This window comes from uncultured Halovibrio sp., from assembly GCF_913056445.1.
Classification (GTDB): domain Bacteria; phylum Pseudomonadota; class Gammaproteobacteria; order Pseudomonadales; family Oleiphilaceae; genus Halospina; species Halospina utahensis_B.
Map to the genome: position 1 here is coordinate 19392 of NZ_CAJXMA010000014.1, position 23778 is coordinate 43169.

Consider the following 23778-nt stretch of genomic DNA (forward strand, 5'->3'; position numbering starts at 1 on the left):
GTCACGACCTGCCCATGAGTACTGATACGCCCCTGAACCGGGAACCAAATGACGAGCGCGAGGCACCCGCGCTCGTTTTTTCCCTGATCGCCGTTATCGTGGGCATTGTCACGGGCCTGGGCGCGGTTCTCTTCTATTACCTCATCAGCTTTTTCCACAATCTGTTCTTCTATGGGCGCCTGAGCCTGACTCTGGGTGGGGAGAGCCTTCTGGAACCCAGCATCTGGGGCCCTTTTGTAATCCTGGTTCCCGTGATTGGCGGCCTGGGCGTGGTCTGGCTGACCCGTACGTTCGCACCCGAAGCGCGTGGCAGCGGCGTTCCCGAAGTCATTGATGCGGTTTACTTCCGGGAGGGGCTGATCCGCCCGGTTGTTGCCGCCGCCAAGTCGCTGGCCTCCGCATTGTCCATCGGAAGCGGTGCGTCAGTGGGCAAGGAAGGGCCCATTATCCAGATCGGGGCGTCACTCGCCTCAAGCATTGCCCGCCTGGTCCATCTCAGCACCTGGCAACGCATCACCCTGATTGCTGCCGGCGCGGGAGGGGGGATTGCGGCCACCTTCAATACGCCACTGGGCGGTGTCATGTTCGCGGTTGAGCTGATGCTGCCCGAGCTCAGCGTCCGGACCTTCATGCCCGTGGTGCTGTCGACCGCCACCGCCAGCTACATCGGGCGCACCACACTGGGGATGACGCCGGCATTCGTAATCCCCGCACCAGAAGCCGTCAGCGCGGGCGCTCTGGACTTCTACAACATTGCAGCCATGAGTGTTCTGGGTGTCGCCTGCGGTGTTACGGCCTGGCTCTTCATTCGCCTCCTGTCGTTCACGGAAGTCACCTTTGAACGATTGACCAGCAACCAGTACCTTCGACACGCCACTGGCATGCTTTTTGTCGGCCTCATGCTTTTCGGCTTCCAGTACACCTATGGCCATTACCATATCGCCGGTGCCAATTACGCCACCATCAGCGAAATACTCCACGGGAACCTGCTGGCGTTTCAGCTGCTTGTGCTGCTGTTCGGGGCCAAACTGCTGGCGACGACCCTCAGCCTGGGCTCGGGATCATCCGGTGGTATCTTTTCACCAGCACTTTTCCTGGGTGCGACACTGGGGGCTGCGTTTGGCATCGCACTCTCCCTGATCTGGCCAACCGCGAACATCAATCCCATGAACTATGCCGTGGTTGGCATGGCCAGTGTTGTCGGTGGTGTTACGGGGGCGGCACTGACAGCCATTGTGATGGTGTTCGAGATGACACGCGCCTACACGATCATCATCCCGCTCATCATTGCTGTTGCCGTCGCGATCGGCATCCGCCGTGCGCTGATTGATGAAACGATCTACAGCATCAAGCTGACACGCCGCGGCAAACATTTTTCAAGTGAACGCCACCGCAACCTTTTCCTCATGCGTCGCGCGGAGGAGTTCACCGAAGAGGGGATTGCCACTCTTCCCGAGGCCACCACCGTCAGCAATGCCTTCGAACTTCTGGGGCGTGAGGCCGAAGTCCAGTACCTGTTGCTGACCGACGAGTATGATGAGGTCAGCGGAATTCTCTCATTTGAAGGCCTGCTCGCAGCCGAACATGAACACCATGAAGACTGGCCGCTGGCGAGGCTGGGCCACCGGCGGTTCGTTCAGGTGGGGGCCAGGGATCTGCTCAGCCAGGTGGTGCAGCAGCTGACCCAGCAGGGAGTGGACTATGCACTGGTCTACGCCGGCGCGGCGGAAACCGGCCTGGCCGAGGAAGTGGTGGGTGTACTCGACAAGGATCACCTGGCGGACAGTGTGATGGAGCAGTTCCGGAGCTTCAGCACCACCCCCTGATCACTCCGCTTCAGCCGGCAGGGGCGGCGAGAACCGCGGCAGTGGATGACGGCTGCCCATGGCCTCGGCCGCAATCCGGTTCTTGATGCCGGTCTGGCCGTCCAGCCAGCGCATGCCGGTGTTTCGCAGCCAGCGCAGGGGCAGCTCATCCCGGGCGAAGAGCTGCTTGAAGCCCTCCATGGCAGCCATGAGCGACAGATTCTCCACCTTGCGCCGGCGCTGGTAACGCTGCAGGGCGCTGGAGTGCGAAGGCTCCAGACCACGCTCCATGGCCAGCCGGATCTCATCCGCCAGGACAGCCGCGTCCGCAAATCCGAGGTTAACTCCCTGCCCAGCCAGCGGATGGATGGTGTGTGCGGCATCCCCGACCAGAACCACCCCCGGACGCGTGTACTCCCGGGCATGACGCTGGCGCAACGGCAGGGCATGGCGTGTGGACACCGCCTCCACCGCCCCGAGGGTCCACTCCAGTGCCGCGCCCAGCTCACCGGCGAAGGCGCCTTCGTCCAGGTTCATCAACCGCGCCGATTCTCCCACATCCTGGGACCAGACGATGGAAACGAACCGGTCACTGCTCTCCTCGTTGGCCAGAGGCAGGTAGGCCACCGGGCCCGTGGTCATGAACCGCTGCCAGGCGGTGCGCTGGTGGCCGTATTCCGTACGCGCGGTACACACGATCGCCTGCTGGTCGTAATCCCACTCGCGGGTAGCCAGACCGGCCCAATGGCGTATGCGGGAATTAGCACCATCCGCACCGACCACCAGCCGCGCCTCGAGCCAGCGGCCATCGCTGAGCATCACCGCCGAGCCCGCGCCTGTCGGGCGCCAGTGACGGACGTATTCCCCGTCCAGCCAGGTCAGGTTGGGTTCCGCCACCATGGCCCGGGCCAGCGCCCCCAGCACGACCCGGTTCTCCACAATGCTCCCCAGCCGGGAAAGCTGGAGTTCAGCAGCGTCGAAGTGGATGCTGCCGGTACCCTCTGCATCCCAGACACGCATTTCGCGATACGGGCAACAGCGCCGGGCTTCAATCTCCGACCAGATACCAAGGTCCTCGAGCAGCTGCCGCGTGCCCTCGGTCAGGGCACTGACCCTTGGCTCGAACCCGTGGACAGTGGTAGCCGGCTCCAGCTCATGCAGCTGGGTCTCCCGGGACTGGGGCTCCACTACGGTGACCTCCAGCCCCTGGCGGGCCAGCAGCAGCGCCAGTGCGCCGCCAACAAGGCCGCCACCCACAATGGCAACGGTGGTGCGTTCCGTAAGCGGGGTATCAGTCATGGCCGAGGGAGCTCCGTCTTGTGTTCAGTCCCATGTTGCGCTGCGCCAGCCAGTGCCGCGGACCAGGCGCTGCGTCCAGAGCCGCCAGCCCCAGGTCCCGGAGCCGGCCGGGGAAACCGCCCTTTTCCGAGAACACCCACACCAGGCTGTCGGAGAAACCGACAATGGCGTCCACATCCTGCTGATGGGTCGCTACATAGGAGGCCAGCGTTTCCGGCTGGCCCAGGGAGGCCGGTTCATCGGCAGCACCAGCGAGGCGGCTGCTGAGCCGCATCAGCCCGCGCAGGGCCAGGTTGAAACCCTGTCCAGCCACCGGATGCAGGGAATGGGCCGCATTGCCCACCAGTACCACCCCGGGGCGTACCGGGCTGGCGACCTGCTCCAGCGCCAGCGGGTAACTGTGGCGCTGCCCCACGTGCTCAAACCGGCCCTGCCGCCAGCCGAAACGCTGCTGGAGCTCTGCCAGGAAGGCATCGGTGCCCAGGGCCATGCGGCGCTCAATCTCGGTACTGTCCATGGTCCAGACCAGCGCGTAGTCATGGCTGCCCCTGTGGGGCAGCAACGCCACGGCTGCGCCGTCGACAAAGCGCTCATAGGCCTGGTTCCGGTGCGGCTCACCCATGGTGACGGTGGCGACCAGGGCGTGCTGGCCATAGTCCTGCCGGCGGGCACTGAACCCAAGCTGTTCACGCAGACCGGAACGACCCCCATCAGCCACCACCAGGAGACGCGTCTGCCACCACAGCTGCTCACCGTTCTGTTCCACCAGAACCTGCGCACCCTCACTGCCGGTCTCCGCCGTGACCACCCGCGCCGGGCAGAGCCAGTGGGTGGCGGTTTCCTGAAGGGCAGAGACCAGATTGAGACCAAGCCAGGCGTTATCCACCACATACCCCAGCGCCTCCGTGCCGTGCTCCGACGCATGCATGCGGGTGGTTCCGGGGCGGCCCCGACTGGAGACATGGATGTGCTCAATAGGCGTGGCGGCGCGGGCAAGCTCGGGCCAGACACCGAGATCCTCGTAGATCAGACGGGAGCCGTAGGCCAGCGCCGTGGCGCGGGCATCATAGCTGGGCTGGAACTGCGTCTGCGGGTCCACTGATGGATCCAGCGGCGAGGATTCCACCACGGCAACGTCCAGCGACGGCGCCTGCCGGGCCAGGCCAAGCGCCAGGGAGGCACCCGCCATGCCGCCGCCAACAATGAGCACATCACAGTGGCGAATCGAGGAACCCGGATCACTCATCGGCCATCAGCGCCTCAATGTCCGCTATCTCCTTGGGCACATCCGGTGTCAGATTGCGGTAACCGGAGCGGGTTACGACCACGTCGTCCTCGATGCGCACGGCAATGCCCTGCCAGCGCGCCTCCACGCCCGTCTTACCCGGCGGGATGTAAAGCCCGGGCTCAATCGTCATCACCATTCCCGGCTCCAGCACCCGCCAGGCGCCACCAATGCGGTAATCCCCAACGTCGTGCACATCCATACCCAACCAGTGACCGGTCCGGTGCATGAAGAAGTCGCGGTAATGGCCCTGCTCCACAACCTCCTCAAGACTGCCGGTGAGTATGCCCAGATCCAGAAGCCCCTGGCTCAGGACCTCGACAGCTGCCTCATGGGGCTGGTTCCAGTGATTCTCGGGCGTAACCTTCTCAATCGCCGCCTTCTGCGCCGCCAGCACGATCTCGTAAACCGCTTTCTGCTCCGCCGTGAAACGACCATTGGCCGGGAAGGTACGGGTGATGTCCGCGGCGTAGCCGTTGTACTCGCAGCCGGCGTCGATCAGCACCAGATCGCCGTCCGCCAGCATGCCCTGGTTCTCGGTATAGTGGAGAACGCAGCCATGGGAGCCGCTCGCGACAATGGTCGGATAGGCGGGCGCACTGGCACCCTGATCCAGGAAGCGGTAGAGCAGCTCCGCCTCCAGCTGGTATTCGCGCAGTCCAGGACGGGCGCGGCGCATGGCCTGGCAGTGCGCATCGGCGCTGATCCGCCCGGCCTGCTCCATGACCCGAAGTTCCGCCGCACTCTTATAGAGGCGCATGTCGTGCAGGGTGTGCTCCAGGGCCACGAACTCACCCGGTGGCTTGGCCCCGCTGCGTACCCGCGCACGGATGCTGTTGACCCACTCCATGACCCGGCTGTCGAAGGCCGAATCCCGGCCGATGGAGTAATAGACCCGTGAGCGCCCCTCGATCAGCCCCGGCAGGATGTCGTCGATGTCGCTGACGGGAAAGGCGTCATCCACGCCATAATCAGCCACCGCGCCATCCGGACCCACCATGAATCCATCCCAGAGCTCCCGGTCGGGGTCGCGCTCCCGGCAGAACAGGACCGTCTCACCGTGTTCCCGGCCGGGAACCAGCACCAGCACCGCGTGCGGTTCCTGGAAGCCGGTGAGGTAGAGGAAGTCGCTGTCCTGACGATAAGGGTATTCGGTATCCCGGCTGCGGGTCCGTTCCGGGGCCGCGGAGACAATGGCGATACTTTCCGGCGCCATCTGCTCCATCAGGCGGCGCCGGCGGCTGGCATGCTCGTCACGGTCAATTGCGGTCTGGGTCTGCTTGCTTGCGGCGGTCATTGGCACTCCCGGTCAGTGCAGTGTCTGTTGGTCCGGCTGGGGATGGTTGAACTCGGCGAAGACATTGAGAACACCCACCCGGATGTACTCGGAGACCTCCTCAATGTCGCGGTCACCGTCGTCTTCCGAGTCGTCCGCTTCGTTTTCCACCTGACTGATGGCCACGAAATCCCGGATCAGCTCACGGATATCGTCCGGCGCCCGGCTGAGCCCGTCGCCAGCAGCCCGGGCCATGCCTTCGAGGAACCCCCGGACCCAGTTGGAAAGCGCCTCCAGACGCTGATTGAGCGGGGCCTGCTCAGGCGGCAGCAGCAACCGGAAGTCCATGTCCTCGGACTGCAGGGAAGCCAGGGTCGCCGCGTAGAACGCGTGCAGGAGGGCGCGCGGGGATACCTGCTCATCCTCCTCCTCTTCCTTCAGCCGGTCGCACCCCAGATGCTCCAGCACCAGGTTCTCCCAGCGCTCGCTGGAAAGGCGCTCACCGGCAGCCAGCTCACCGGCCAGCAGGCCGTGCAGTTCACTGGGATGATTGATGGCGCCATGGCGTCCGTGGAGGTCGGACCACAGGTCAAAATCGTAGACAATCTGCTGGAGTCGCTGTGTATCGTTCTCGTCAATCCCGCTCATAGGGGGCCTGATGCTCCTGGTTCCCGGTTCGGTGTCTGCAGGGCCCTACACTAGCATTTCCCGGCTGCCTGTCGTACCGCAAATTGACCGCTCCCGGGGAGCCCACTATAGTGATTTTCCAGAGGCGATTCCCCGGAGAGGCGTACCATGGACCAAGCGGAACTCGAGGCACTGGCCGCCCGCATCGAGCGGCTGATCGAGCGCAATCGCCAGCTGGAAGCCGAAAACGCGCGGCTGCGCCAGGCCCAGGAGGACTGGCAGCAGGAACGCGTCCAGCTCATGCAGAAGAATGACATGGCACGCCACCGGATCGAGGCGATGATCTCACGGCTGCGCTCACTGGAGCATCACTGATGGCGGAACACACGGATAAGGAAACAGTCGCGGTCAACATCCTCGACAAGGAATACCTTGTTGCCAGCCCCGGCGATGCCCGTGGCGAGCTGGAACGCTCCGCCCGCTACCTGGATGAGAAGATGCGCGAGATCCGCGCCAGTGGCCGTGTCTTCGGCACCGAGCGGATCGCGGTCATGGCCGCACTCAACATCACCCACGAACTGCTGCAGAACAGTGGCAGCATGCCCGAATCCGCCGAGCGCACACTGCGTGAACTCGACGAACGGGTGCGCGAGGCACTGGAGCAGCCCCAGGCGGACACCGGCGCCTGAATACCGGCACAATGCCATTGCATTCCCCCCCGCCTGTCAGCCTATAATCACACGAACTCTCTGGGCTGTACGACTTCACTGGATGTTGTCCTCGAGCCGATGCGCACGACCAAAGGGAGCCGCTCCCTGGTGATGTGAGCAAGTCCTCCACAGCAGAGGAAAGCCTGATTCACTATCAAGGGGCTCCCGCCTTGAACTACTGGGTTCAAGGGCACGATCCGGTCCGGCAGCCCGGAGGGTTTCATTACCTGCCTTGCCAAGAATGTCATGACGCGCCATCAAGCAACCCGAAAACAGCTCCGCAGGGAACTGCGCGCACGACGGCGTGCGCTTAGCCCGCAGCAGCAGAAGCGCGCATCGCGCAAACTCTGCCGCAACCTGCTGGCCAGCCGTGAACTCCGGGATGCCCGCAGCATTGCCCTTTACTGGCCCAATGACGGCGAGATTGACCCGCGCCCACTGCAGGCAGCGGTGGAACGCATGAACAAACACTGCTACCTGCCGGTTCTCCACCCGATATTGGGCAACCGCCTCTGGTTCCTGCACCTGGACCGTAATACCCCCATGCGCCGCAATCGCTTCGGCATACCCGAGCCCAGTCTGAGCCGGGCTGCGTCCAGACCGGCATGGGCACTGGATGTGGTTCTGATGCCACTGGTGGGTTTTACGGCGCAAGGGGACAGGCTGGGGATGGGAGGCGGCTTCTATGACCGGACCTTTGCGTTCCTGAGCCAGCCCAACCGCCACAGGCCGAAGCTGGTCGGGCTGGCTCACGAGGGCCAGCGGGTCGATGCAATGCCGACCGCCAGCTGGGATATCCCCATGGATGCCATTGTGACGGATCAGGGATACTACCCGGTGGGCGACCGGGGCGCTTAATTCAGTTGATGGCGCGCCCTGTGGAACCCTGATCGGTCAGCGTTGCCTCCTGGATGGCGCCGGAGGTCAGTCTGGGTTCATCGGATACGGCGAGCGAGGTCAGGCCACTGACCAAGAGCCCAGTAGCAAACACCACTACCAGAACGCGGATAACGTCGGGTCGGCGGTTCATCGTCGGTTGTCTCCTGCCAGCTGTTCTTTTTTCTTATTGGATTATCAACAATACCCGCGAAACAGGAATCTAGGCCTGTTTCTTCGGACAGTGGCACAGAGTCTAGCAGTAAAACCCTTTTTTACAATTCATAAAGGTTTCCACATTATTATGACTTTGTAAGATTGTGCAATCTACTGCCCGAGAAACAGACGATAGGCTGGATCATCGCCGATCTCCTCATATTCAAACCCGATTTCATCCAGCATGGCCCGGAAGTCACCCAGTTCCTCATCCTCAACCTGCGCCCCCATCAGGATCCGGCTGTAGGCGGCCCCGTGATTGCGGTAATGGAACATCGAGATGTTCCAGCGGCTGCCCAGTGACATCAGGAAGGTGATCAGTGCCCCCGGACGCTCGGGGAAAGTGAACTGGAAGACTTTTTCATTGGTGACCGAGGGCGCGTGCCCGCCGACCATGTGCCGGATGTGCTGCTTCGCCAGGTCGTTGTCCGTCAGGTCCAGCACCGGATAGCCCAGATCCCCGAGCTCGGTCACCACCTCGTTGCGACCCAGACCGCCCGACTGGATCTGTACCCCCACGAAGATATGGGCTTCGTCCGCCGAGGAGTAGCGGTAGTTGAACTCGGTGATATTGCGCTTGCGCAGGGCCTGGATGAACCTGCTGAAGCTGCCCGGCTCCTCCGGAATGGTCACCGCCAGGATGGCCTCCCGCTGCTCGCCCACCTCAGTACGCTCCGAAACATAGCGCAGCCGGTCAAAGTTCATATTGGCGCCACTGAGAACACCGATCAGGTTCTCATCCTCCAGCCCCTGGCGCTGGACGTATTTCTTGAGTCCCGCCACCGAGAGCGCCCCTGCCGGCTCCTGTATGGAGCGGGTGTCCTCAAACACGTCCTTGATCGCGGCACAGATTTCGTCGGTCGTGACAGTAACCACCTCGTCCACGTGATCCTTGCACACATCCCAGGTGTGGCGGCCGATCTGTTTCACCGCCACACCATCGGCAAAGATCCCGACCTGGGGCAGCGTCACGCGCCGACCCGCCTTCAGGGCCTCGGAAAGGCAGGCGGAATCCTCGGGCTCCACTCCGATCACCCGTGTCTCCGGGCGCAGGTACTTGATGTAGGCTGCCATGCCAGCGATCAGCCCCCCGCCACCGACCGGAATGAAGACCGCGTGGATCGGCTTGGTGAACTGCCAGAGCAGCTCCATGGCCACCGTGCCCTGGCCGGCGATGGTAGCCGGGTCGTCATAGGGGTGAATGTAGGTATAACCATGCTTCTCGATCTGTTCCTGGGCGTAGGCAGCGGCCTCATCGAAGGCGTCGCCGATCAGCACCACTTCAGCCCCATGATTGCGCACGGAGTTCACCTTGATCTCCGGCGTGGTCCGCGGCATGACGATGGTTGCATGGATCCCCAGCTGGGTGGCCGCCAGCGCCACACCCTGAGCATGGTTGCCCGCGGAAGCAGCGATCACACCGCATGCCTTCTGGGCATCCGAGAGCTGGCTGATCTTGTTGTAGGCCCCACGCAGCTTGAAGGAGAAGACCGGCTGCAGATCCTCCCGCTTGAAGAAGATATTGTTGACAAAGCGGCGGGTCAGGTTGCGCGCATGGGTTACGGGCGATTCGATCGCAACGTCGTAGACGCGCGCGTCCAGGATCTGGCGGATATAACGGTCGGGCATTGTGAGGCTCTCTCTCGTCAGACAGCCTCACAGTGTAAGAAGGATACGGGCACCACGTCCACGCGTGATACCCGCAATGCCCTCATTTGAGGGCTTCGTCGAGCATATAGTCAACCGCGACCTTCATCTCGGCCTCGGAGCAGTCACCGCAGGTCCCCTTGGGCGGCATACCCTTGAAACCGTTGATGGAATTCTCATAGAGACCTTCCCGGCCACGGGCATCAACACGGCTCTGCCATTCGTCGGTGGCGTCCAGCTTGGGCGCGCCCGCCGCACCGATCTGGTGGCAGGTACTGCAATAGTTGTTGTAGATCTGTTCGCCGGAACGCTCCTGGGCCATGCCGGTACTGGCCGCCCCCAGAGCCAGAACAGCACCGAGGGCCGCGAGCGGTTTGATCATTGTCTTCATGGGAACTCCTTCGTTGTCATCGTGCAAATACAGCTGTCACTCTTTTACACCGTACAGGGCTCAGCCGGCAAACACATTGACCTCTCTCAATCCGGGCTGCGGATCAGACCATGCTTCCTCAGCCGGTAGAGAAAGGTGTCACGGGTTACGCCAACCAGCGCCGCAGCTCTGGTCCGGTTACCACCGGAGCGGCTGAGCGCCTGCCGGATGAGATCCGCTTCCACGTCCTCAAGTCTAACGCCCTCGGGCGGCAGATACACGCCCAGGTGCTGCTCCGGCACACAGCTATCAGCCAGCCACTCATCCGGAAGATCCTCAGCCCCCAGCACACGCCCCGGCATCAGAACCACACAGCGCTCAACCAGATTCCTCAGCTCCCGTACATTGCCCGGCCAGGCGTGCCGGGCAAGTCGGGTGAGGGCACTCTGAGCAAACGTCGGCGGGCTGACGCCATGCGTCTTCGCGAGCTCCAGGCGGAAACGCTCAAGCAGTATCCGGACATCCCCGTCGCGTTCCCTGAGAGGGGGCAGCGTCAGCGGAATCACATTGAGCCGATAGAAAAGGTCCGAACGGAACCGTCCCTGGGCCGCCAGGGCGGAAAGGTCCTGATGGGTCGCCGCAATAATCCGTACATCGAGCGTCTCAGCTCTGCCGGAGCCAAGGCGCTGGCACTCGCCCTGCTCCAGGAAGCGCAGCAGCTTGGCCTGCCCCGCCAACGTGAGTTCGGCGATCTCATCGAGAAACAGCGTGCCGTTCTGGGCCTGATGGACATAACCCGGCGCATTGCGGTCCGCACCGGTGAAAGCGCCCTTCCAGTAACCGAAAAGCTCCGCCTCAACCAGCTCGGAAGGCAGAGCGGCACAGTTGACAGGAATCCAGGGCCCCGCATGCCGCCTGCTGGCCTGGTGCATACCGCGCGCGAGCAGCTCCTTGCCAGTGCCACTCTCACCGGTCACCAGCGCCGTTGCATCCGTGGCCGCAACCAGCGCCGCCGAGCGCAGCACGGCCTGCAGAGCCGGCGACTCACCACCAAGCAGGGTAAAAGCATCACTGCTGAACATGATCACGGCTCCTGCGTTCACCCATCCAAATCCACTCCCATACCGCGGTTACTGCCCGGGTGCCAGAGCAAGCGGCACCAGGGCCAGCGCAATGATCGCAATACCCGCCACCTGACGGAACAGCGGACTGGCCATGACCCGCCGCGTCCGGTCGGCCATGATACCCACCAGCAGCAGCGTGGGCACCGTTCCCAGGCCGAAGAACAGCATGACCCCTGCGCCCTGCCAGGCGGAACCGGTACTCAGACTGTAGACCAGCGCCGAATAGACCAGCCCACAGGGCAGCCAGCCCCAGACCACCCCGAAACCGAACGCCTGGGGCAGCGAGCGCACCGGCAGAAGCCTGCGCCCCAGGGGCTCCAGCCAGCGCCACAGCGGTCGCCCCATGGACTCGATCCAGGCGAAGCGCGAGAACCAGCCACCAATATGGAGCCCCAGCGCCACCAGGAACACGGCCCCCACGGTGCGCATGACCAGCGCGCTGCCACCACCGGCCAGGCTCTGGAACACACCGGCACCTCCCGCCACCAGGGCGCCGGCCAGCATGTAGCTGCTGATCCGCCCCAGGTGGTAATGCAGGCTGAACACAAGAAACAGCCACCGCCGGGCCCGGATGCCGGGCGCCAGGCTGTAGGTGAGCGCGCCCACGATGCCGCCGCACATGCCAATACAGTGCGTACTGCTGACCAGTCCCAGAAGGAATGCTGTCAGCCAATCCGTCCACCCCATCCTACACAGCTCCCGCGATCGTGGACTTAAGGAATATCAATCACTGTGTGAAATCACACAGCCAGCAGGGGATTTCACACAGCGACCACCCCGGGCACTGAGCGGCTCTCCACCCACCCCCTCAAAAACGCCCGAATGACGCGGGCTGGAGCCACACCACCGCACACCATGAACCTGGCCCGCATCCTGCTAAGGGAGCCCGGATCCATGACCATCAGGGAGTACCGGATGATACACAAGCCTTACTGGCGGCGCACCACACCCGTCCTGACCGCCACCCTCCTGGCCGGAACCACACCGGCACTAGCCCAGACCATGGCTCTGGAGCCCCTTGTGGTAACCACCTCCTCAATGGACACCCCCTACGAGGTGACCTCGGACCCGAGAAAACCCCACGCCTCCCTGCCGGCGCAGGACGGCGGTGCCTACCTGGAATCGGTGACCGGTTTCAACGTCAGCCGTAAGGGCGGAACCAGTGGTGAACCGGTCCTGAGAGGCCTTGGCGGCTCCCGGCTCAACATCTCCGCCAGCGGCGGTGCCATCCCCGGAGGCTGCCCCAGCCGCATGGACCCGCCCACCGCCTACATCTTTCCCCAGTCCTATGACCGCATCGAGATCACCAAAGGGCCCCAGAGCGTCCGTTACGGCCCGGCCACCGCCGGCAGCGTGCGCTTTGAGCGTGACGCCCCGGACTTCACCGCTGCCACCACCCGCGGCTTTGCCAGCTTCACCGCCGGCAGCCATGCCCGCAACGACATGGCCACGGACATCACCACCGGCGACGACAGTGGCTATGCCCGCTTCATCGGTACCCTCTCCTCCCAGGACGACTACGAGGACGGCGGCGGTGACACCGTGCATTCAGCGCACGAACGCTGGAGCACCAGTGCCATCGCCGGCTGGACGACCGGCGACGATACCGAGGTCGAGTTCAGCTATGACCGCAGCAACGCCGAGGCCGCCTACGATGACCGGGGCATGGATGGTACTGACTTCGACCGCACCAGCTACCGGCTATCAGGCACGCAGGAGAACCTGACCTCCTGGCTGAAGCGGGTGGAGGCCAGCGCGTACTACAACAATGTCGACCATGTGATGGACAATTTCCGTCTCAGGGACCCTGGCCAGATGGCCATGGCGCGCATCGTGGAGCGCACTACCCTGGGCGGGCGCCTTGCCGCCGACATGGCACTGTTCTCTGGGATGGATGTCCATGCCGGAATGGATTTCGCCACCAATGAACACGCGGACAGCGGTCCGCTCATGGGAATGGGAAACCCGCTGGCAGGCGCCCGCTTCCGGAATGCCCCGACACCGGACACGGCCGAGTTCTCGGACTTGGGTGTCTTTGCGGACATGGAGCAGCCGATCAGCGACACCTCCTGGCTGACCCTGGGCCTGCGCGGTGACTACCACGAGGCGGAAGCTCTGGAAGCCGACTTCGGGGACGCAAACCGGGGACAATCCGATCACCGCACCCAGTGGAGTGGCTTCGGCCGCTACGAGGTCGCCCTTCAGGAGCTGCCCGTGACCCTGTACACCGGCCTGGGCCGCTCCGAGCGCGCGCCGGATTTCTGGGAACGGGAGCGCGACTTCGGCATTGGCAACGAAACCCTGACCCAGGCGGATGTCGGGCTCACCATGGACCACCGGCGTGTCCAGGGCACCGTTGCCCTGTTCTACGGCTGGTATGACGACTACATCCTGATCACCAACCAGGGAGACAGCGCACGCAATGTGGACGCCGTCACCCGCGGCCTGGAGGCGGACGTCACGGTCACCCTGACACCGTCTCTGAGCCTGAGCTCCAGCCTGGCCTGGACCCGCAGCACCAACGACACCGACAACGAGCCTCTGGCACAGACACCGCCGCTTGAGGGCACGCTCGGCCTCGACTACGAACAGGCTGGCTACACCGCTGGCATTCAATGGCGCGGGGTCGCCCGCCAGGACCGTGTGGACGAGGGCAGTGGCACCATCTACAGCCTGGATACCCGGGAAACCCCCGGATTCGCCACTGTCTCTCTTCATGGCGGCATGCAGCTGTTTGAACGCACCCGCCTGAGCGCCGGCATCGACAACGTCTTTGACCGGGAGTACGCGGAACACATCCAGAAGGGCACTGCGGACCTTGGGGCCAGCAGCGAACCGATCAACGAACCTGGCCGCATCCTGTGGGCCAACCTTACAACCGAGTTCTGACGCCCCCTGGCGAGCCGGTCGCCCGGCTCGCTCCCGGGCCGTTCCTGATGGCCTCCTGAACCCGTATACTGGGCCTCCAGAACCGAACAACGGAGAGGCAGCCCCCCTATGAGCCAGGACAGCCACAAACAGGAAGCGGCCCGAGCCGCGCTCAAGCACGTGCTTCCGGAACTGACCCCACGCAGCATTCTGGGGATCGGCACCGGCAGTACCGTCAACTTCTTCATCGACGCCCTGGCCGCGGAAAAGGACCAGTTCGACGGCGCCGTCGCCAGCTCCGAAGCCACGGCCGAGCGCCTCAGGCAGCACGGGATTCCCGTCTATGATCTGAATGCAGTGGAACCACCCCGCTTCTACATCGATGGGGCGGATGAAGCCAACCATCGCCTGGAGCTCATCAAGGGCGGCGGCGGGGCGCTGACCCGGGAAAAGATCCTGGCGGCCGCTTCCGAGACCTTCCTCTGCATCATCGACGAGACCAAACAGGTGGACATGCTGGGCGACTTCCCCCTGCCGGTGGAGGTCATCCCCATGGCCCGCAGCTACGTGGGGCGCGAACTGGTCAGACTGGGCGGCGACCCGGAATACCGCGCGGGTTTCACCACTGACAACGGCAACATCATCCTGGATGTGCATCACCTGGACCTGAGCCGCCCCATCAAGGCCGAGGAAGCCATCAACCAGATCACCGGCGTGGTCACCAACGGCCTGTTCGCGAAGCGCCCGGCGGACCGGTTGTTCGTGGCCACCAGCTCCGGTGTCACTGAGAAGGGGCGCTGATCACAGCCCAAGCTGCCTGGCGATCAGCTCCTTCATGATCTCCGTGGTACCGCCTCCGATGGCCAGGATACGGGCATCCCGGGCCAGACGCTCCACGCCGGCTTCGCGCATGTAGCCCATGCCGCCGTGGAGCTGAACCGCTTCCCGGGTGACTTCCTCTGCCACCTCCGCGGTGAAATTCTTGGCCATGGCCACTTCCTTCACCGGCGCCTTGCCGGCGTCCATGAGCGCCGCGCAGTGGTAGGTGTACTGGGTAGCCAGCTCCACCCGGGTCGCCATATCAACAAGCTTGTGGCGGGTCACCTGGAAGCCGCTGATGGTGCGCCCAAACGCCTCACGCTCCCGGCTGTAGTCCATGGCCTTCTCCAGCGCCAGGCGCGCGGTCATCGCCCCCATGATGCACAGCATCAGCCGCTCCTGGAGGAAATTGGTCATGATCACCATGAACCCGCCGTTCTCCTGACCGATCAGGTTTCCCGCGGGCACCTTAACGTCCTCGAAGAACAACTCGGCGGTATCGCTGGCCCACCAGCCGGTCTTCTTAAGCATGCGCCCGCGCGAGAACCCGGGCGTATCACGCTCCACCAGCAGCATGCTGATGCCGTTATGGCCGGCTTCGCCCGTACGCACGGCCACGGTGTAGTAATCGGCCCTGTGCCCGCTGGTAATAAAGGTCTTGCTGCCGTTGATCCGGTAATGATCGCCTTCCTTTTCCGCGCGGGTCCGGAGATTCGCCACATCGGACCCGCCACCGGGCTCGGTGATCGCCAACGCTGCCACCGCGTCACCCCGCAGCACTTCGGGCACCACCCGTTCGCGCATGGCCTTAGGCCCCCACTTCACAATGGGTGGCAGGGCAATGTCATGGGAACCCAGGCCCGCAACCAGGCCTCCGGAGGTGCTGCGCATCAGCGCCTCACTCACCGCGACCTTGAGAAACAGATCCCCTTCCCCGGTGCCACCCAGCGCCTCTGGGTAACCAACACCCAGCAGGCCGGCATCAGCGGCCTTGCGATAAAGCTCACGCGGGAATTCACCCGCCTCTTCCCATTCATCAATATGCGGCAGCACTTCACGCTCCACAAAGCGCTGCGCCGTCTGGCGGGCCTGTTCATGGGTTTCATTGAAGCAGTGTGTTGAGGTTTTCATGAATGCCTTCCTTCAGCGGTCAGGGCCAGAGTGGACAGTCTGAGTGTGCCGCAAGCATTCACACCAAGCAAGCGCTTGGTCATGTGCTGATTTTTATCCAGGCCGATCCGCGCGTATAATTCCTGCCTGTTTCATGCAGCCTTCATTCATCCACAGAGAAAGGACACCGTCATGAACTTTGACAAGATCCCGCCCGGCAAGAACCCGCCGGAAGACATCTTCGTTGCCATCGAGATCCCGGCCAACGCCCAGCCGATCAAGTATGAAATCGACAAGGACATGGACGCTGTCCTCGTGGATCGCTTCATGGCCACCCCCATGTTCTACCCGGCCAACTACGGCTTCATCCCCAACACACTGGCCGATGATGACGACCCGCTGGACGCTCTGGTCATCACGCCCTATCCGGTCATGCCCGGCTCCATCATCCGCAGCCGCCCGGTGGGTGTTCTGAACATGGAAGACGAGGAAGGCGAGGACGCCAAGCTGGTCTGCGTTCCCCACGACAAGCTGACCACGGCCTACAAGGATGTCCAGGACGTTGAAGACGTGCCGGAGCTGCTGAAGGAACAGATCAAGCACTTCTTCGAGAACTACAAGGATCTTGAAGCCGGCAAGTGGGTCAAGGTACGTAACTGGGACAACGCCGAAGCCGCCCGCAAGGCGGTTGAGGAAGCGGTCAAGGCCGCCGGCTGACGCCGTTACCGGGCGGTTCTCCGCCCGGTAAATCTCCCTCTTCCGGCTCCTCCGGCCGGGAAAAATAGAAGCCCATCACGCCATCCACCGGCAGCTCACGCACCACGGCCCACTCGTCCTCAACCTCCACGCCACTGACGAAGACACGTATCCCCTGAGCACGCAGAACCGGCGCGATGCTGGACAGGAAGAAGCGTGCCGCCCGGCGCTGATGCAGATCCCGGATGTATTCCCGGCTGATACGTACAGCCTGTATGGCGTAGCGCCCCAGATACCCGAAACTCACGCCACCGGAGCCGAAATGGTCCACCATAAGCCCCGCCCCGGCCCGGGAGGCTGTCTCGGCCAGCAGTGACACAGCGGTCGGTTGAACACGCAGGGCACGCTCGGGCACCACCAGCCAGAGATTGCGGGTCTGGTCCCCGGCCGCTTCAAGCCGCATGGCCAGCCAGTGCATGAAGGTGTCATCGACCAGCGACGCCAACCCAAGCGATACGGCCACGCTGCCGTCCAGCCCCGGCCCATCACCGGAGAGCACCCGCTCAATGACCAGGCGATCAAACGCCGGCGTCCGGCCCGAGCGCTCCAGATGGGGCAGGAAATGCGCCGCCACCTCCCAGCGCTCCGCCAGCTTCAGCCGACCCAGTACCTGGGTCATCAGGACACTGCCGTCCATGTCATGCAGCGCCTGCCACGCCAGAGCTACTTCCTCCGAGGCCAGTGCTGCGTCAATAGCCTCCAGCCAGCCGCCCGCTCCGTTGATCGGGGCAGCCAGGGAATGCCCCCAGCAGAGCAGGGGGTCACTGCTGGCCGCCGCCGTCGCCAGGCCCTGGTCGGCACGGGCCAGCAGTGCGCCCACACCCAGCCCTGGTTCGACCCGGGTAACGCCGGCCTGGAAGATGCCCTGCTCGGGGACACTGAAGGTGCTGTAGCGCGTTGAAAGCTGTTCCACCAGCTCCTGCAGCCAGGCATCCGCCTCCACCGGCTCGACGCCGGTGATGCAGACCAGAAGATCGGCGCCCTGACCCCGGGCGGTCACCACACCCTCATGATGGGACTCAAAGTCCAGCAACGCGGCACCGCATTCCGTAAGGACCGCGTTACCCCGGGCCCGACCACGGCCCTCATTGAACAACTGGAACCCGCGCGGACGGAAAACGGCCACCACGCCGCCGGCAGCGGATTCGCGGGAATGGAGCTCCGCTGCCAGCGCCTGATCGAAGGCCTCGCGGGTACGCAGTCCGGTTACCGGGTCCCGGCGGTTACGATGCTCCAGTTCGTTGATCAGACCAATCTGGCGCTCGAACGTCTCCCCCAGGCTCTGGGCCATACGGTTCAACGCCCGGGCAACACGGCTCAGCTCCCGGGCGCGGGGAGGATCGGTGCGGGCCGCGAAGTCATTCGCCTCAAGCGCCTGCGCCTGGATCTCCATCTGGCGCAATGGCGCCAGCAGCCGCCCGGCCCCGCGCCAGGCCAGCCACAGACTTACCACCAGGAGCGCACCGCTCCAGGCAAGACCCACGAGAAAGCTCTGCCAAAGGCGCACCAGCGCAGGCACGGGGTCGGCATGCACACGCACACTGCCCGCCGGCTCCCAGCCGTCCATCACAGTCGCTTCCCCCCGGGGCGACGGCAGGTCGGCCCACCACTGGAACCACCCCGGAACCGGCGGTGGCCCTGTCTCCACTTCGCGGCTGTGGCGCAGACTGCCGTCCGCCCGCACCAGCTCGATCCGCGTGTAGGCGCCGCTGTCGAACACCGCATCCACCAGCCGCCGCACCTGGCCCTCGCTCTCCAGGGCCGACACCGCCGCGCCCAGCGCCGTCGCCGCGTCCTGGGTCTGGATGTGAAGTTCATTCTCCAGATAGGCACCGAAGCGACTGGCGCTGAACCACGTCCCCGCCATCAGCACCAGCGTCAGCAGTCCCCCGATGAAGATCACAAGAAGCACGCGCAGGCTGTACCCGGTGTCATCCGCTCGACGCATCATGCTCCCTCGACAAGGGCATAAAAGCGCCAGATTGACACAGATCCAGAATAAACGACTATAGTGAATGCACGGAATGTGACGACGCACACCAATAACAAGTCCTCAGTCATGACAGACACCAGCTCCCAGCAGGAGAAGCTGCGCCAGCACTTCGCCCGCCGCGTGACAACCCAGGCACGGGTGGTCCTCGAAACCTGGCAGAAGTTCCTGGAAGCCGGCGAACCACCACCCGGTCTGCGTGAAGACCTGATGGTCACCACGGAAAAGCTGGTCAAGTACGCCCGCCGATTCGAGATGACGGATCACGAGGCGGCTGGCGACAGCATCCGGACCGCGCTCGAAATCTGGCCCGAAGGTCGCCCCATCAACACCGAGATCCGGGAAAACCTGCAACGGGGCATGGATCAGCTCTCGCGCTGCACCCTGCGCCGCTCGGACCAGCAGGAAGACGAAACGCCCAGGACCTGGCTGCGCACGCCCATCTATCTCGCTTTCAATGACAGCGACTACGCACAGCGCATCATCCGCCAGATGGAGTTTTTCGGGTTCCGGGCCGCGGCCTTCGCAACCCCGGACGAGCTGGACGCGGAATGCGCGCGCAATAAACCCGAAACCATCGTAATCGATGTGGATTTCGGTGGCGGAGAGGCCACTGCCGGGATCGCCACCATGGAGCGTATCCAGCAACGCCATGAAACCCCCATCCCGGTGCTCTACATGAGCCGCGAGGACGGTTCCATTGAAACCCGGCTGCGGGCGGTACGCTCCGGCGGTGAGGAATTCTTCTACCAGGCCCTGGATCCGGGCCAGCTGATCGAGAAGATCGAGCACTACTCCTACGCCCATCCACCCGACCCCTACCGGGTTCTGGTGGTGGACGATTCGAAAGCCCAGGCCAAGTACATCGAGAACGTGCTCCAGAAAGCCGGCATGCGCTCGCGCGTGCTGACCGACCCCATGGAGGTCATTAACGCGCTGGACGAATTCTCACCGGAAATCATCATCCTGGACATGTACATGCCGGGGTGTACCGGCACCGAACTGGCCAAGGTCATCCGCCAGCAGGACCATCTTCACAGCGTGCCCATCATCTACCTCTCCGCCGAAGAGGATGTCTCCAAGCAGCTGCATGCCATGAGCATGGGTGGCGACGATTTCCTGACCAAACCCATTGATGCCAAGCACCTGGTGGCCACCCTGCACAACCGCGGCCGGCGGGCACGCTCGCTGCTGGCACTGATGATCCGCGACAGCCTTACCGGCCTGTACAATCACACCCACACACTGAGCCTGCTCGAATCCGAGATCAGCCGGGCCCACCAGAGCGGCCAGCCTCTGACCTTCGTCATGCTGGATCTCGATCATTTCAAGCGGATCAACGACACCTACGGCCATCCCATCGGCGACCGGATCCTCAAGAGCCTGTCCCTGTTCCTCAAGCAGCGCCTGCGCAAAACCGACCACATCGGCCGCTATGGCGGCGAGGAGTTCGCCATCGTGCTGCCGGACACCCGCGAGGAGGATGCGCTGGGCGTCATGAACGAGATCCGCGAGAAGTTCAGCCAGCTGCGCCAGCCGGCCGCGGGCACCGATTTCCATGTGACCTTCTCCTGCGGGGTGGCCCAGTGGCGGGGCGAATCGCCCCAGGAGCTGTGCGAGCGTGCCGACACCCTGCTCTATGGCGCCAAAAGCGAGGGCCGCAACCAGGTCGTTGCAGGAGATTGATATTTCGTATCACCGCTATTGATCTACGGCTAACATGCGTTCACACTTTCCTGAACGTGCCCGGATCTTAGCGCGAAAACACAAAAACCGACGCAAAATAAGCCGAAAAGAAACAATTATGGCCACGATCCTCGTCCTCCACGGCCCCAACCTGAACCGGCTCGGCACGCGCGAGCCGGGCACCTATGGGGCGGCCACACTGGCGGATATCAACCAGCGTCTGCACGAGCAGACCAGCGAGGCCGGCCATCACCTGCTCACACTCCAGAGCAACGCCGAATACGAGCTCATTGAACGGATCCATGACGCGGCCGATGAAGGCATCGACTTCATCCTTTTCAATCCCGCCGCTTTCACGCATACCAGTGTGGCCCTGCGGGATGCCCTGCTGGCCGCCGCGATACCGTTCATTGAGGTGCATCTTTCCAACGTGCATGCACGCGAGCCCTTCCGCCATCACTCCTTTTTCTCGGATATTGCCGAGGGCGTGATCAGCGGATTCGGGGCAGAGGGCTATGAACTGGCCCTGACCGCCGCATGCCGCAAACTGAGGTGAATGAGAGCCCCATATGGACATTCGCAAAGTCAAGAAACTGATCGAGCTTCTGGAAGAATCCGACGTCGAGGAACTTGAGATCCAGGAAGGCGAGGATTCGGTCCGGATCAGCCGTCGCCGCGCCGACACCGTGACCATGGCCGCGCCCGCCCCGGCCCCCGCGCCCCAGCAGGCGGCACCGGCGCCCCAGCCCCAGCAGAGCGCTGGCAGCGGACAGGCGGAGGAGAAGACCGAACCGGACGAACCCCAGGGTCACCTGGTACGCTCACCCATGGTGGGTACCTTCTACCGGGCGCCCTCGCCCACAGCCGCCTCCTTCGTGGAAGTGGGCCAGAAGGTACACTCCGGTGACGCCCTCTGTATTGTCGAGGCCATGAAGATGATGAATCAGATCGAGGCCGACATCAGCGGAACCGTCTCCCAGATCCTGGTCGAAGACGGCGAGCCCGTTGAATACGACCAGCCCATGTTCGTCATCACCTGACAGCGAAGCGCCGCATCATGATCAATAAAGTACTGATTGCGAACCGGGGCGAGATCGCCCTGCGCATATTGCGGGCCTGCAAGGAACTGGGCATCCGCACCGTAGCCGTGCATTCACGCGTGGACCGCGACCTGATGCACGTCCGCCTGGCGGATGAGTCCGTGTGCATCGGACCCAACAGCGCCGCCGACAGCTATCTCAACATCCCGGCCATCATCAGTGCCGCTGAGGTAACGGACGCCGACGCCATCCACCCCGGCTATGGCTTCCTGGCCGAAAACGCCGACTTTGCCGAACAGGTCGAGAAGAGTGGCTTCCGCTTCATCGGGCCCTCCGCCGAGACCATCCGGCTCATGGGCAACAAGGTTTCCGCCATCCGCTCCATGGTCAAGGCCGGCGTCCCCACGGTTCCGGGCTCCAATGGCCCGCTGACCGACGACGAGGAGCGCACCCGCCAGGTCGCCCGTGAAATCGGCTATCCGGTCCTGATCAAGGCCGCCTCCGGCGGTGGCGGACGCGGCATGCAGGTGGTGCACACCGAACACGCCCTGCTCAAGGGCGTGCATGTGACCCAGCGTGAGGCCCGCGGCGCCTTCGGCGACGAAACGGTCTATCTGGAGAAGTACCTGGAACGCCCCCGGCATGTGGAAGTGCAGGTGCTTGCGGACCAGCACGGCAACGTCATCCACCTGGGCGACCGCGACTGCTCCCTGCAGCGCCGCCACCAGAAGATCATCGAGGAAGCGCCCGCGCCGCACATCGATCCTGAAGCCCGGGAGCGCACGCTCCAGGCCTGCCTCGACGCCTGCCGCGAGATCGGCTATGTGGGCGCCGGCACCTTCGAGTTCCTGTACCAGGACGGCGAGTACTTCTTCATCGAGATGAACACCCGTGTCCAGGTGGAGCACCCGGTTTCGGAGATGGTCACCGGTGTCGATATCGTAGCCGAACAGATCCGTGCGGCCGCCGGCGAGAAGCTGCGCTACCGCCAGGAGGACATCGAGATCCGCGGCCATGCGCTGGAATGCCGCATCAACGCCGAGGATCCCAAAACCTTCTCGCCCAGCCCGGGCCATGTGGAACGGTTCCACCCACCGGGCGGGCTTGGCGTGCGCGTGGACTCGCACCTGTATTCCGGCTACAGCATCCCGCCGTACTACGACTCCCTGGTGGGCAAGCTCATCACATTCGGCGAGAGCCGCGACATCTGCCTCACCCGCATGCACAACGCGCTGGATGAGCTGGTCGTCATCGGCATCAAGACCAACGGATCACTGCACCAGCGGCTGGTTCGTGATGAAGGCTTCCGCAGCGGAGACATCACGATCCACTACCTGGAACAGCTGATCCGAAGGGACTGAGCCATGGCTTGGGTCCAGCTCCACATCCAGTCGGACAGTGAGCATGCCGAGCTGCTGGAACAGATGCTGCTCGAGGCCGGTGCCGAGGCCGTGAGCATGGAAGACAGCGAGGATACCCCGCTCTATGAACCGGAGCGGGGCAGTACGCCGTTGTGGGACAGCACCACGGTTACCGGGCTGTTCCAGGGCGACGCTGATCTCGCCGGCGTCCAGGCCCAGGTGGCGGAAGCCTACCACTCAGCCACCCAGACCCACCTGGAATCCATGGAAACGGAACTGCTTGAGGACCGGGAATGGGAACGGGCCTGGATGGATGACTTCCGGCCCGAACGCTTCGGCAACCGCCTCTGGATCTGCCCGAGCTGGCAGGATCCGCCGGAACCGGATGCGGTGAACATCACCCTGGACCCTGGGCTGGCATTCGGCTCCGGCACACACCCCACCACCCGGCTCTGCCTGGAATGGCTGGACGCCAACCCAGTCAGGGATCTGGAAGTCGTGGATTACGGCTGCGGCTCCGGCATCCTCGGGCTGGCGGCGCTCAAACTGGGCGCCCGGCACGTTGTCGGCACCGACAACGACCCTCAGGCTCTGGATGCCAGTCGTGACAACGCCCGGCGCAACGGCATTCCCGATGACGCCCTGGCGCTGTATGCCCCGGAGGACCAGCCGGATACCCGCTGTGACCTGATGCTTGCCAACATACTGGCCCAGCCATTACTGTCTCTGGCACCAACACTGGCCGGTCAGGTACGGCCGGGCGGACGGATTGTGCTTTCCGGCATCCTGTCCAGCCAGGCCGACTCGATCAGTGATCGCTATGCCCACTGGTTCCACATGCAGTCACCGACGGAACAGGAAGGCTGGATCTGCCTGACCGGCACGCGCCACACGGACTGAAGTGGAGCCGACT

At 63.7% G+C, this 23778-nt stretch carries 23 protein-coding genes and 1 other RNA gene; 13 read left to right on the forward strand and 11 right to left on the reverse strand.

Annotated features, from left to right (window positions below):
* Positions 1–14: 14 nt before the first annotated feature.
* Positions 15–1826 (forward strand): chloride channel protein, encoded by a 1812-nt coding sequence (locus tag QZ501_RS04875; protein ID WP_295717646.1) that lies wholly within the window; start codon positions 15–17, stop codon positions 1824–1826.
* Here QZ501_RS04875 and QZ501_RS04880 read toward each other — a convergent pair whose 3' ends face one another.
* Genes QZ501_RS04880 through QZ501_RS04895 form a run of 4 tightly spaced genes read right to left on the reverse strand, consistent with a single transcriptional unit; the run spans position 1827 to position 6313 of the window.
* On the reverse strand, positions 1827–3104 hold the full coding sequence (locus tag QZ501_RS04880) for an FAD-dependent monooxygenase (RefSeq protein ID WP_151439959.1): 1278 nt from the start codon (positions 3102–3104) through the stop codon (positions 1827–1829).
* On the reverse strand, positions 3097–4350 hold the full coding sequence (ubiH, locus tag QZ501_RS04885; RefSeq protein WP_295717650.1) for a 2-octaprenyl-6-methoxyphenyl hydroxylase: 1254 nt from the start codon (positions 4348–4350) through the stop codon (positions 3097–3099). Before ubiH ends, QZ501_RS04880 begins: the two co-directional genes overlap by 8 nt.
* Positions 4343–5686, reverse strand: a complete 1344-nt coding sequence (gene pepP, locus QZ501_RS04890) for a Xaa-Pro aminopeptidase (protein WP_151439957.1) — start codon at positions 5684–5686, stop codon at positions 4343–4345. Before pepP ends, ubiH begins: the two co-directional genes overlap by 8 nt.
* A gap of 12 nt (positions 5687–5698) precedes the next feature.
* Positions 5699–6313 carry a UPF0149 family protein gene (locus tag QZ501_RS04895; RefSeq protein WP_295717654.1) on the reverse strand — a complete coding sequence of 205 codons (615 nt, stop codon included), beginning with the start codon at positions 6311–6313 and terminating at the stop codon, positions 5699–5701.
* 147 nt (positions 6314–6460) lie between these two features.
* Between QZ501_RS04895 and QZ501_RS04900 the strand changes: the two genes are divergently transcribed.
* The 4 genes from QZ501_RS04900 to QZ501_RS04915 all read left to right on the forward strand — a co-directional run bounded on the left by QZ501_RS04900 (position 6461) and on the right by QZ501_RS04915 (position 7860).
* On the forward strand, positions 6461–6667 hold the full coding sequence (locus QZ501_RS04900) for a TIGR02449 family protein (protein WP_077529508.1): 207 nt from the start codon (positions 6461–6463) through the stop codon (positions 6665–6667).
* Positions 6667–6981, forward strand: coding sequence for a cell division protein ZapA (locus QZ501_RS04905; protein WP_095615715.1), 315 nt, complete (start codon positions 6667–6669; stop codon positions 6979–6981). Before QZ501_RS04900 ends, QZ501_RS04905 begins: the two co-directional genes overlap by 1 nt.
* Positions 6982–7035: 54 nt before the next feature.
* A non-coding RNA gene (ssrS, locus tag QZ501_RS04910) (6S RNA) lies at positions 7036–7223 on the forward strand.
* Between the two features lie 25 nt (positions 7224–7248).
* The gene (locus QZ501_RS04915; RefSeq protein ID WP_160899057.1) at positions 7249–7860 is read left to right on the forward strand and encodes a 5-formyltetrahydrofolate cyclo-ligase; all 612 of its coding nucleotides are present in this window, start codon (positions 7249–7251) and stop codon (positions 7858–7860) included.
* A gap of 1 nt (position 7861) precedes the next feature.
* On the opposite strand, the gene QZ501_RS04920 is transcribed toward QZ501_RS04915, so the two are convergent.
* From QZ501_RS04920 to QZ501_RS04940, 5 genes are all read right to left on the reverse strand, one after another.
* A complete protein-coding gene (locus QZ501_RS04920; protein WP_192497284.1) occupies positions 7862–8032 on the reverse strand; it encodes a hypothetical protein in 171 nt (56 codons plus the stop codon).
* Between the two features lie 173 nt (positions 8033–8205).
* Positions 8206–9723, reverse strand: a complete 1518-nt coding sequence (gene ilvA / locus QZ501_RS04925; protein ID WP_295717659.1) for a threonine ammonia-lyase, biosynthetic — start codon at positions 9721–9723, stop codon at positions 8206–8208.
* An 82-nt stretch (positions 9724–9805) separates the two neighbouring features.
* Positions 9806–10132 carry a c-type cytochrome gene (locus QZ501_RS04930; protein WP_160899056.1) on the reverse strand — a complete coding sequence of 109 codons (327 nt, stop codon included), beginning with the start codon at positions 10130–10132 and terminating at the stop codon, positions 9806–9808.
* Between the two features lie 86 nt (positions 10133–10218).
* Positions 10219–11193, reverse strand: coding sequence for a sigma-54 dependent transcriptional regulator (locus tag QZ501_RS04935; protein ID WP_160899055.1), 975 nt, complete (start codon positions 11191–11193; stop codon positions 10219–10221).
* Positions 11194–11241: 48 nt separating this feature from the next.
* On the reverse strand, positions 11242–11922 hold the full coding sequence (locus QZ501_RS04940; protein WP_160899054.1) for a sulfite exporter TauE/SafE family protein: 681 nt from the start codon (positions 11920–11922) through the stop codon (positions 11242–11244).
* A gap of 207 nt (positions 11923–12129) precedes the next feature.
* Here QZ501_RS04940 and QZ501_RS04945 point away from each other — a divergent pair, with 207 nt between their 5' ends.
* Positions 12130–14124, forward strand: coding sequence for a TonB-dependent copper receptor (locus tag QZ501_RS04945; protein WP_295717666.1), 1995 nt, complete (start codon positions 12130–12132; stop codon positions 14122–14124).
* 108 nt (positions 14125–14232) lie between these two features.
* Complete coding sequence (gene rpiA, locus QZ501_RS04950; RefSeq protein WP_151439943.1) at positions 14233–14904, forward strand: ribose-5-phosphate isomerase RpiA; 672 nt, start codon at positions 14233–14235, stop codon at positions 14902–14904.
* Here rpiA and QZ501_RS04955 read toward each other — a convergent pair whose 3' ends face one another.
* On the reverse strand, positions 14905–16053 hold the full coding sequence (locus QZ501_RS04955; protein ID WP_160899053.1) for an acyl-CoA dehydrogenase family protein: 1149 nt from the start codon (positions 16051–16053) through the stop codon (positions 14905–14907).
* A gap of 171 nt (positions 16054–16224) precedes the next feature.
* Between QZ501_RS04955 and ppa the strand changes: the two genes are divergently transcribed.
* Positions 16225–16749 carry an inorganic diphosphatase gene (gene ppa, locus QZ501_RS04960; protein WP_095615730.1) on the forward strand — a complete coding sequence of 175 codons (525 nt, stop codon included), beginning with the start codon at positions 16225–16227 and terminating at the stop codon, positions 16747–16749.
* On the opposite strand, the gene QZ501_RS04965 is transcribed toward ppa, so the two are convergent.
* The gene (locus QZ501_RS04965; protein WP_295717672.1) at positions 16733–18739 is read right to left on the reverse strand and encodes an EAL domain-containing protein; all 2007 of its coding nucleotides are present in this window, start codon (positions 18737–18739) and stop codon (positions 16733–16735) included. The two genes, ppa and QZ501_RS04965, sit on opposite strands and share 17 nt — an antisense overlap.
* A gap of 108 nt (positions 18740–18847) precedes the next feature.
* On the opposite strand from QZ501_RS04965, the gene QZ501_RS04970 reads away from it, so the two are divergent.
* The 5 genes from QZ501_RS04970 (at position 18848) to prmA (ending at position 23765) form a co-directional block, all read left to right on the forward strand.
* The gene (locus QZ501_RS04970) at positions 18848–20464 is read left to right on the forward strand and encodes a diguanylate cyclase (protein ID WP_160899051.1); all 1617 of its coding nucleotides are present in this window, start codon (positions 18848–18850) and stop codon (positions 20462–20464) included.
* A gap of 118 nt (positions 20465–20582) precedes the next feature.
* Positions 20583–21020 (forward strand): type II 3-dehydroquinate dehydratase, encoded by a 438-nt coding sequence (gene aroQ / locus QZ501_RS04975; RefSeq protein ID WP_151439939.1) that lies wholly within the window; start codon positions 20583–20585, stop codon positions 21018–21020.
* Between the two features lie 13 nt (positions 21021–21033).
* Positions 21034–21504, forward strand: coding sequence for an acetyl-CoA carboxylase biotin carboxyl carrier protein (gene accB, locus QZ501_RS04980; protein WP_151439938.1), 471 nt, complete (start codon positions 21034–21036; stop codon positions 21502–21504).
* 17 nt (positions 21505–21521) lie between these two features.
* A complete protein-coding gene (gene accC, locus QZ501_RS04985) occupies positions 21522–22865 on the forward strand; it encodes an acetyl-CoA carboxylase biotin carboxylase subunit (RefSeq protein ID WP_151439937.1) in 1344 nt (447 codons plus the stop codon).
* 3 nt (positions 22866–22868) lie between these two features.
* A complete protein-coding gene (gene prmA, locus QZ501_RS04990; RefSeq protein WP_151439936.1) occupies positions 22869–23765 on the forward strand; it encodes a 50S ribosomal protein L11 methyltransferase in 897 nt (298 codons plus the stop codon).
* The last annotated feature ends 13 nt before the right edge of the window (positions 23766–23778 follow it).

Excerpts from the sequence above, each read along its gene's own strand:
- QZ501_RS04875 (WP_295717646.1), top strand. The coding sequence starts at position 15 with ATGAGTACTGATACGCCCCTGAACCGGGAACCAAATGACGAGCGCGAG.
- QZ501_RS04880 (WP_151439959.1), bottom strand. The coding sequence starts at position 3,104 with ATGACTGATACCCCGCTTACGGAACGCACCACCGTTGCCATTGTGGGT.
- ubiH (WP_295717650.1), bottom strand. The coding sequence starts at position 4,350 with ATGAGTGATCCGGGTTCCTCGATTCGCCACTGTGATGTGCTCATTGTT.
- pepP (WP_151439957.1), bottom strand. The coding sequence starts at position 5,686 with ATGACCGCCGCAAGCAAGCAGACCCAGACCGCAATTGACCGTGACGAG.
- QZ501_RS04895 (WP_295717654.1), bottom strand. The coding sequence starts at position 6,313 with ATGAGCGGGATTGACGAGAACGATACACAGCGACTCCAGCAGATTGTC.
- QZ501_RS04900 (WP_077529508.1), top strand. The coding sequence starts at position 6,461 with ATGGACCAAGCGGAACTCGAGGCACTGGCCGCCCGCATCGAGCGGCTG.
- QZ501_RS04905 (WP_095615715.1), top strand. The coding sequence starts at position 6,667 with ATGGCGGAACACACGGATAAGGAAACAGTCGCGGTCAACATCCTCGAC.
- QZ501_RS04915 (WP_160899057.1), top strand. The coding sequence starts at position 7,249 with ATGACGCGCCATCAAGCAACCCGAAAACAGCTCCGCAGGGAACTGCGC.
- QZ501_RS04920 (WP_192497284.1), bottom strand. The coding sequence starts at position 8,032 with ATGAACCGCCGACCCGACGTTATCCGCGTTCTGGTAGTGGTGTTTGCT.
- ilvA (WP_295717659.1), bottom strand. The coding sequence starts at position 9,723 with ATGCCCGACCGTTATATCCGCCAGATCCTGGACGCGCGCGTCTACGAC.
- QZ501_RS04930 (WP_160899056.1), bottom strand. The coding sequence starts at position 10,132 with ATGAAGACAATGATCAAACCGCTCGCGGCCCTCGGTGCTGTTCTGGCT.
- QZ501_RS04935 (WP_160899055.1), bottom strand. The coding sequence starts at position 11,193 with ATGTTCAGCAGTGATGCTTTTACCCTGCTTGGTGGTGAGTCGCCGGCT.
- QZ501_RS04940 (WP_160899054.1), bottom strand. The coding sequence starts at position 11,922 with ATGGGGTGGACGGATTGGCTGACAGCATTCCTTCTGGGACTGGTCAGC.
- QZ501_RS04945 (WP_295717666.1), top strand. The coding sequence starts at position 12,130 with ATGACCATCAGGGAGTACCGGATGATACACAAGCCTTACTGGCGGCGC.
- rpiA (WP_151439943.1), top strand. The coding sequence starts at position 14,233 with ATGAGCCAGGACAGCCACAAACAGGAAGCGGCCCGAGCCGCGCTCAAG.
- QZ501_RS04955 (WP_160899053.1), bottom strand. The coding sequence starts at position 16,053 with ATGAAAACCTCAACACACTGCTTCAATGAAACCCATGAACAGGCCCGC.
- ppa (WP_095615730.1), top strand. The coding sequence starts at position 16,225 with ATGAACTTTGACAAGATCCCGCCCGGCAAGAACCCGCCGGAAGACATC.
- QZ501_RS04965 (WP_295717672.1), bottom strand. The coding sequence starts at position 18,739 with ATGATGCGTCGAGCGGATGACACCGGGTACAGCCTGCGCGTGCTTCTT.
- QZ501_RS04970 (WP_160899051.1), top strand. The coding sequence starts at position 18,848 with ATGACAGACACCAGCTCCCAGCAGGAGAAGCTGCGCCAGCACTTCGCC.
- aroQ (WP_151439939.1), top strand. The coding sequence starts at position 20,583 with ATGGCCACGATCCTCGTCCTCCACGGCCCCAACCTGAACCGGCTCGGC.
- accB (WP_151439938.1), top strand. The coding sequence starts at position 21,034 with ATGGACATTCGCAAAGTCAAGAAACTGATCGAGCTTCTGGAAGAATCC.
- accC (WP_151439937.1), top strand. The coding sequence starts at position 21,522 with ATGATCAATAAAGTACTGATTGCGAACCGGGGCGAGATCGCCCTGCGC.
- prmA (WP_151439936.1), top strand. The coding sequence starts at position 22,869 with ATGGCTTGGGTCCAGCTCCACATCCAGTCGGACAGTGAGCATGCCGAG.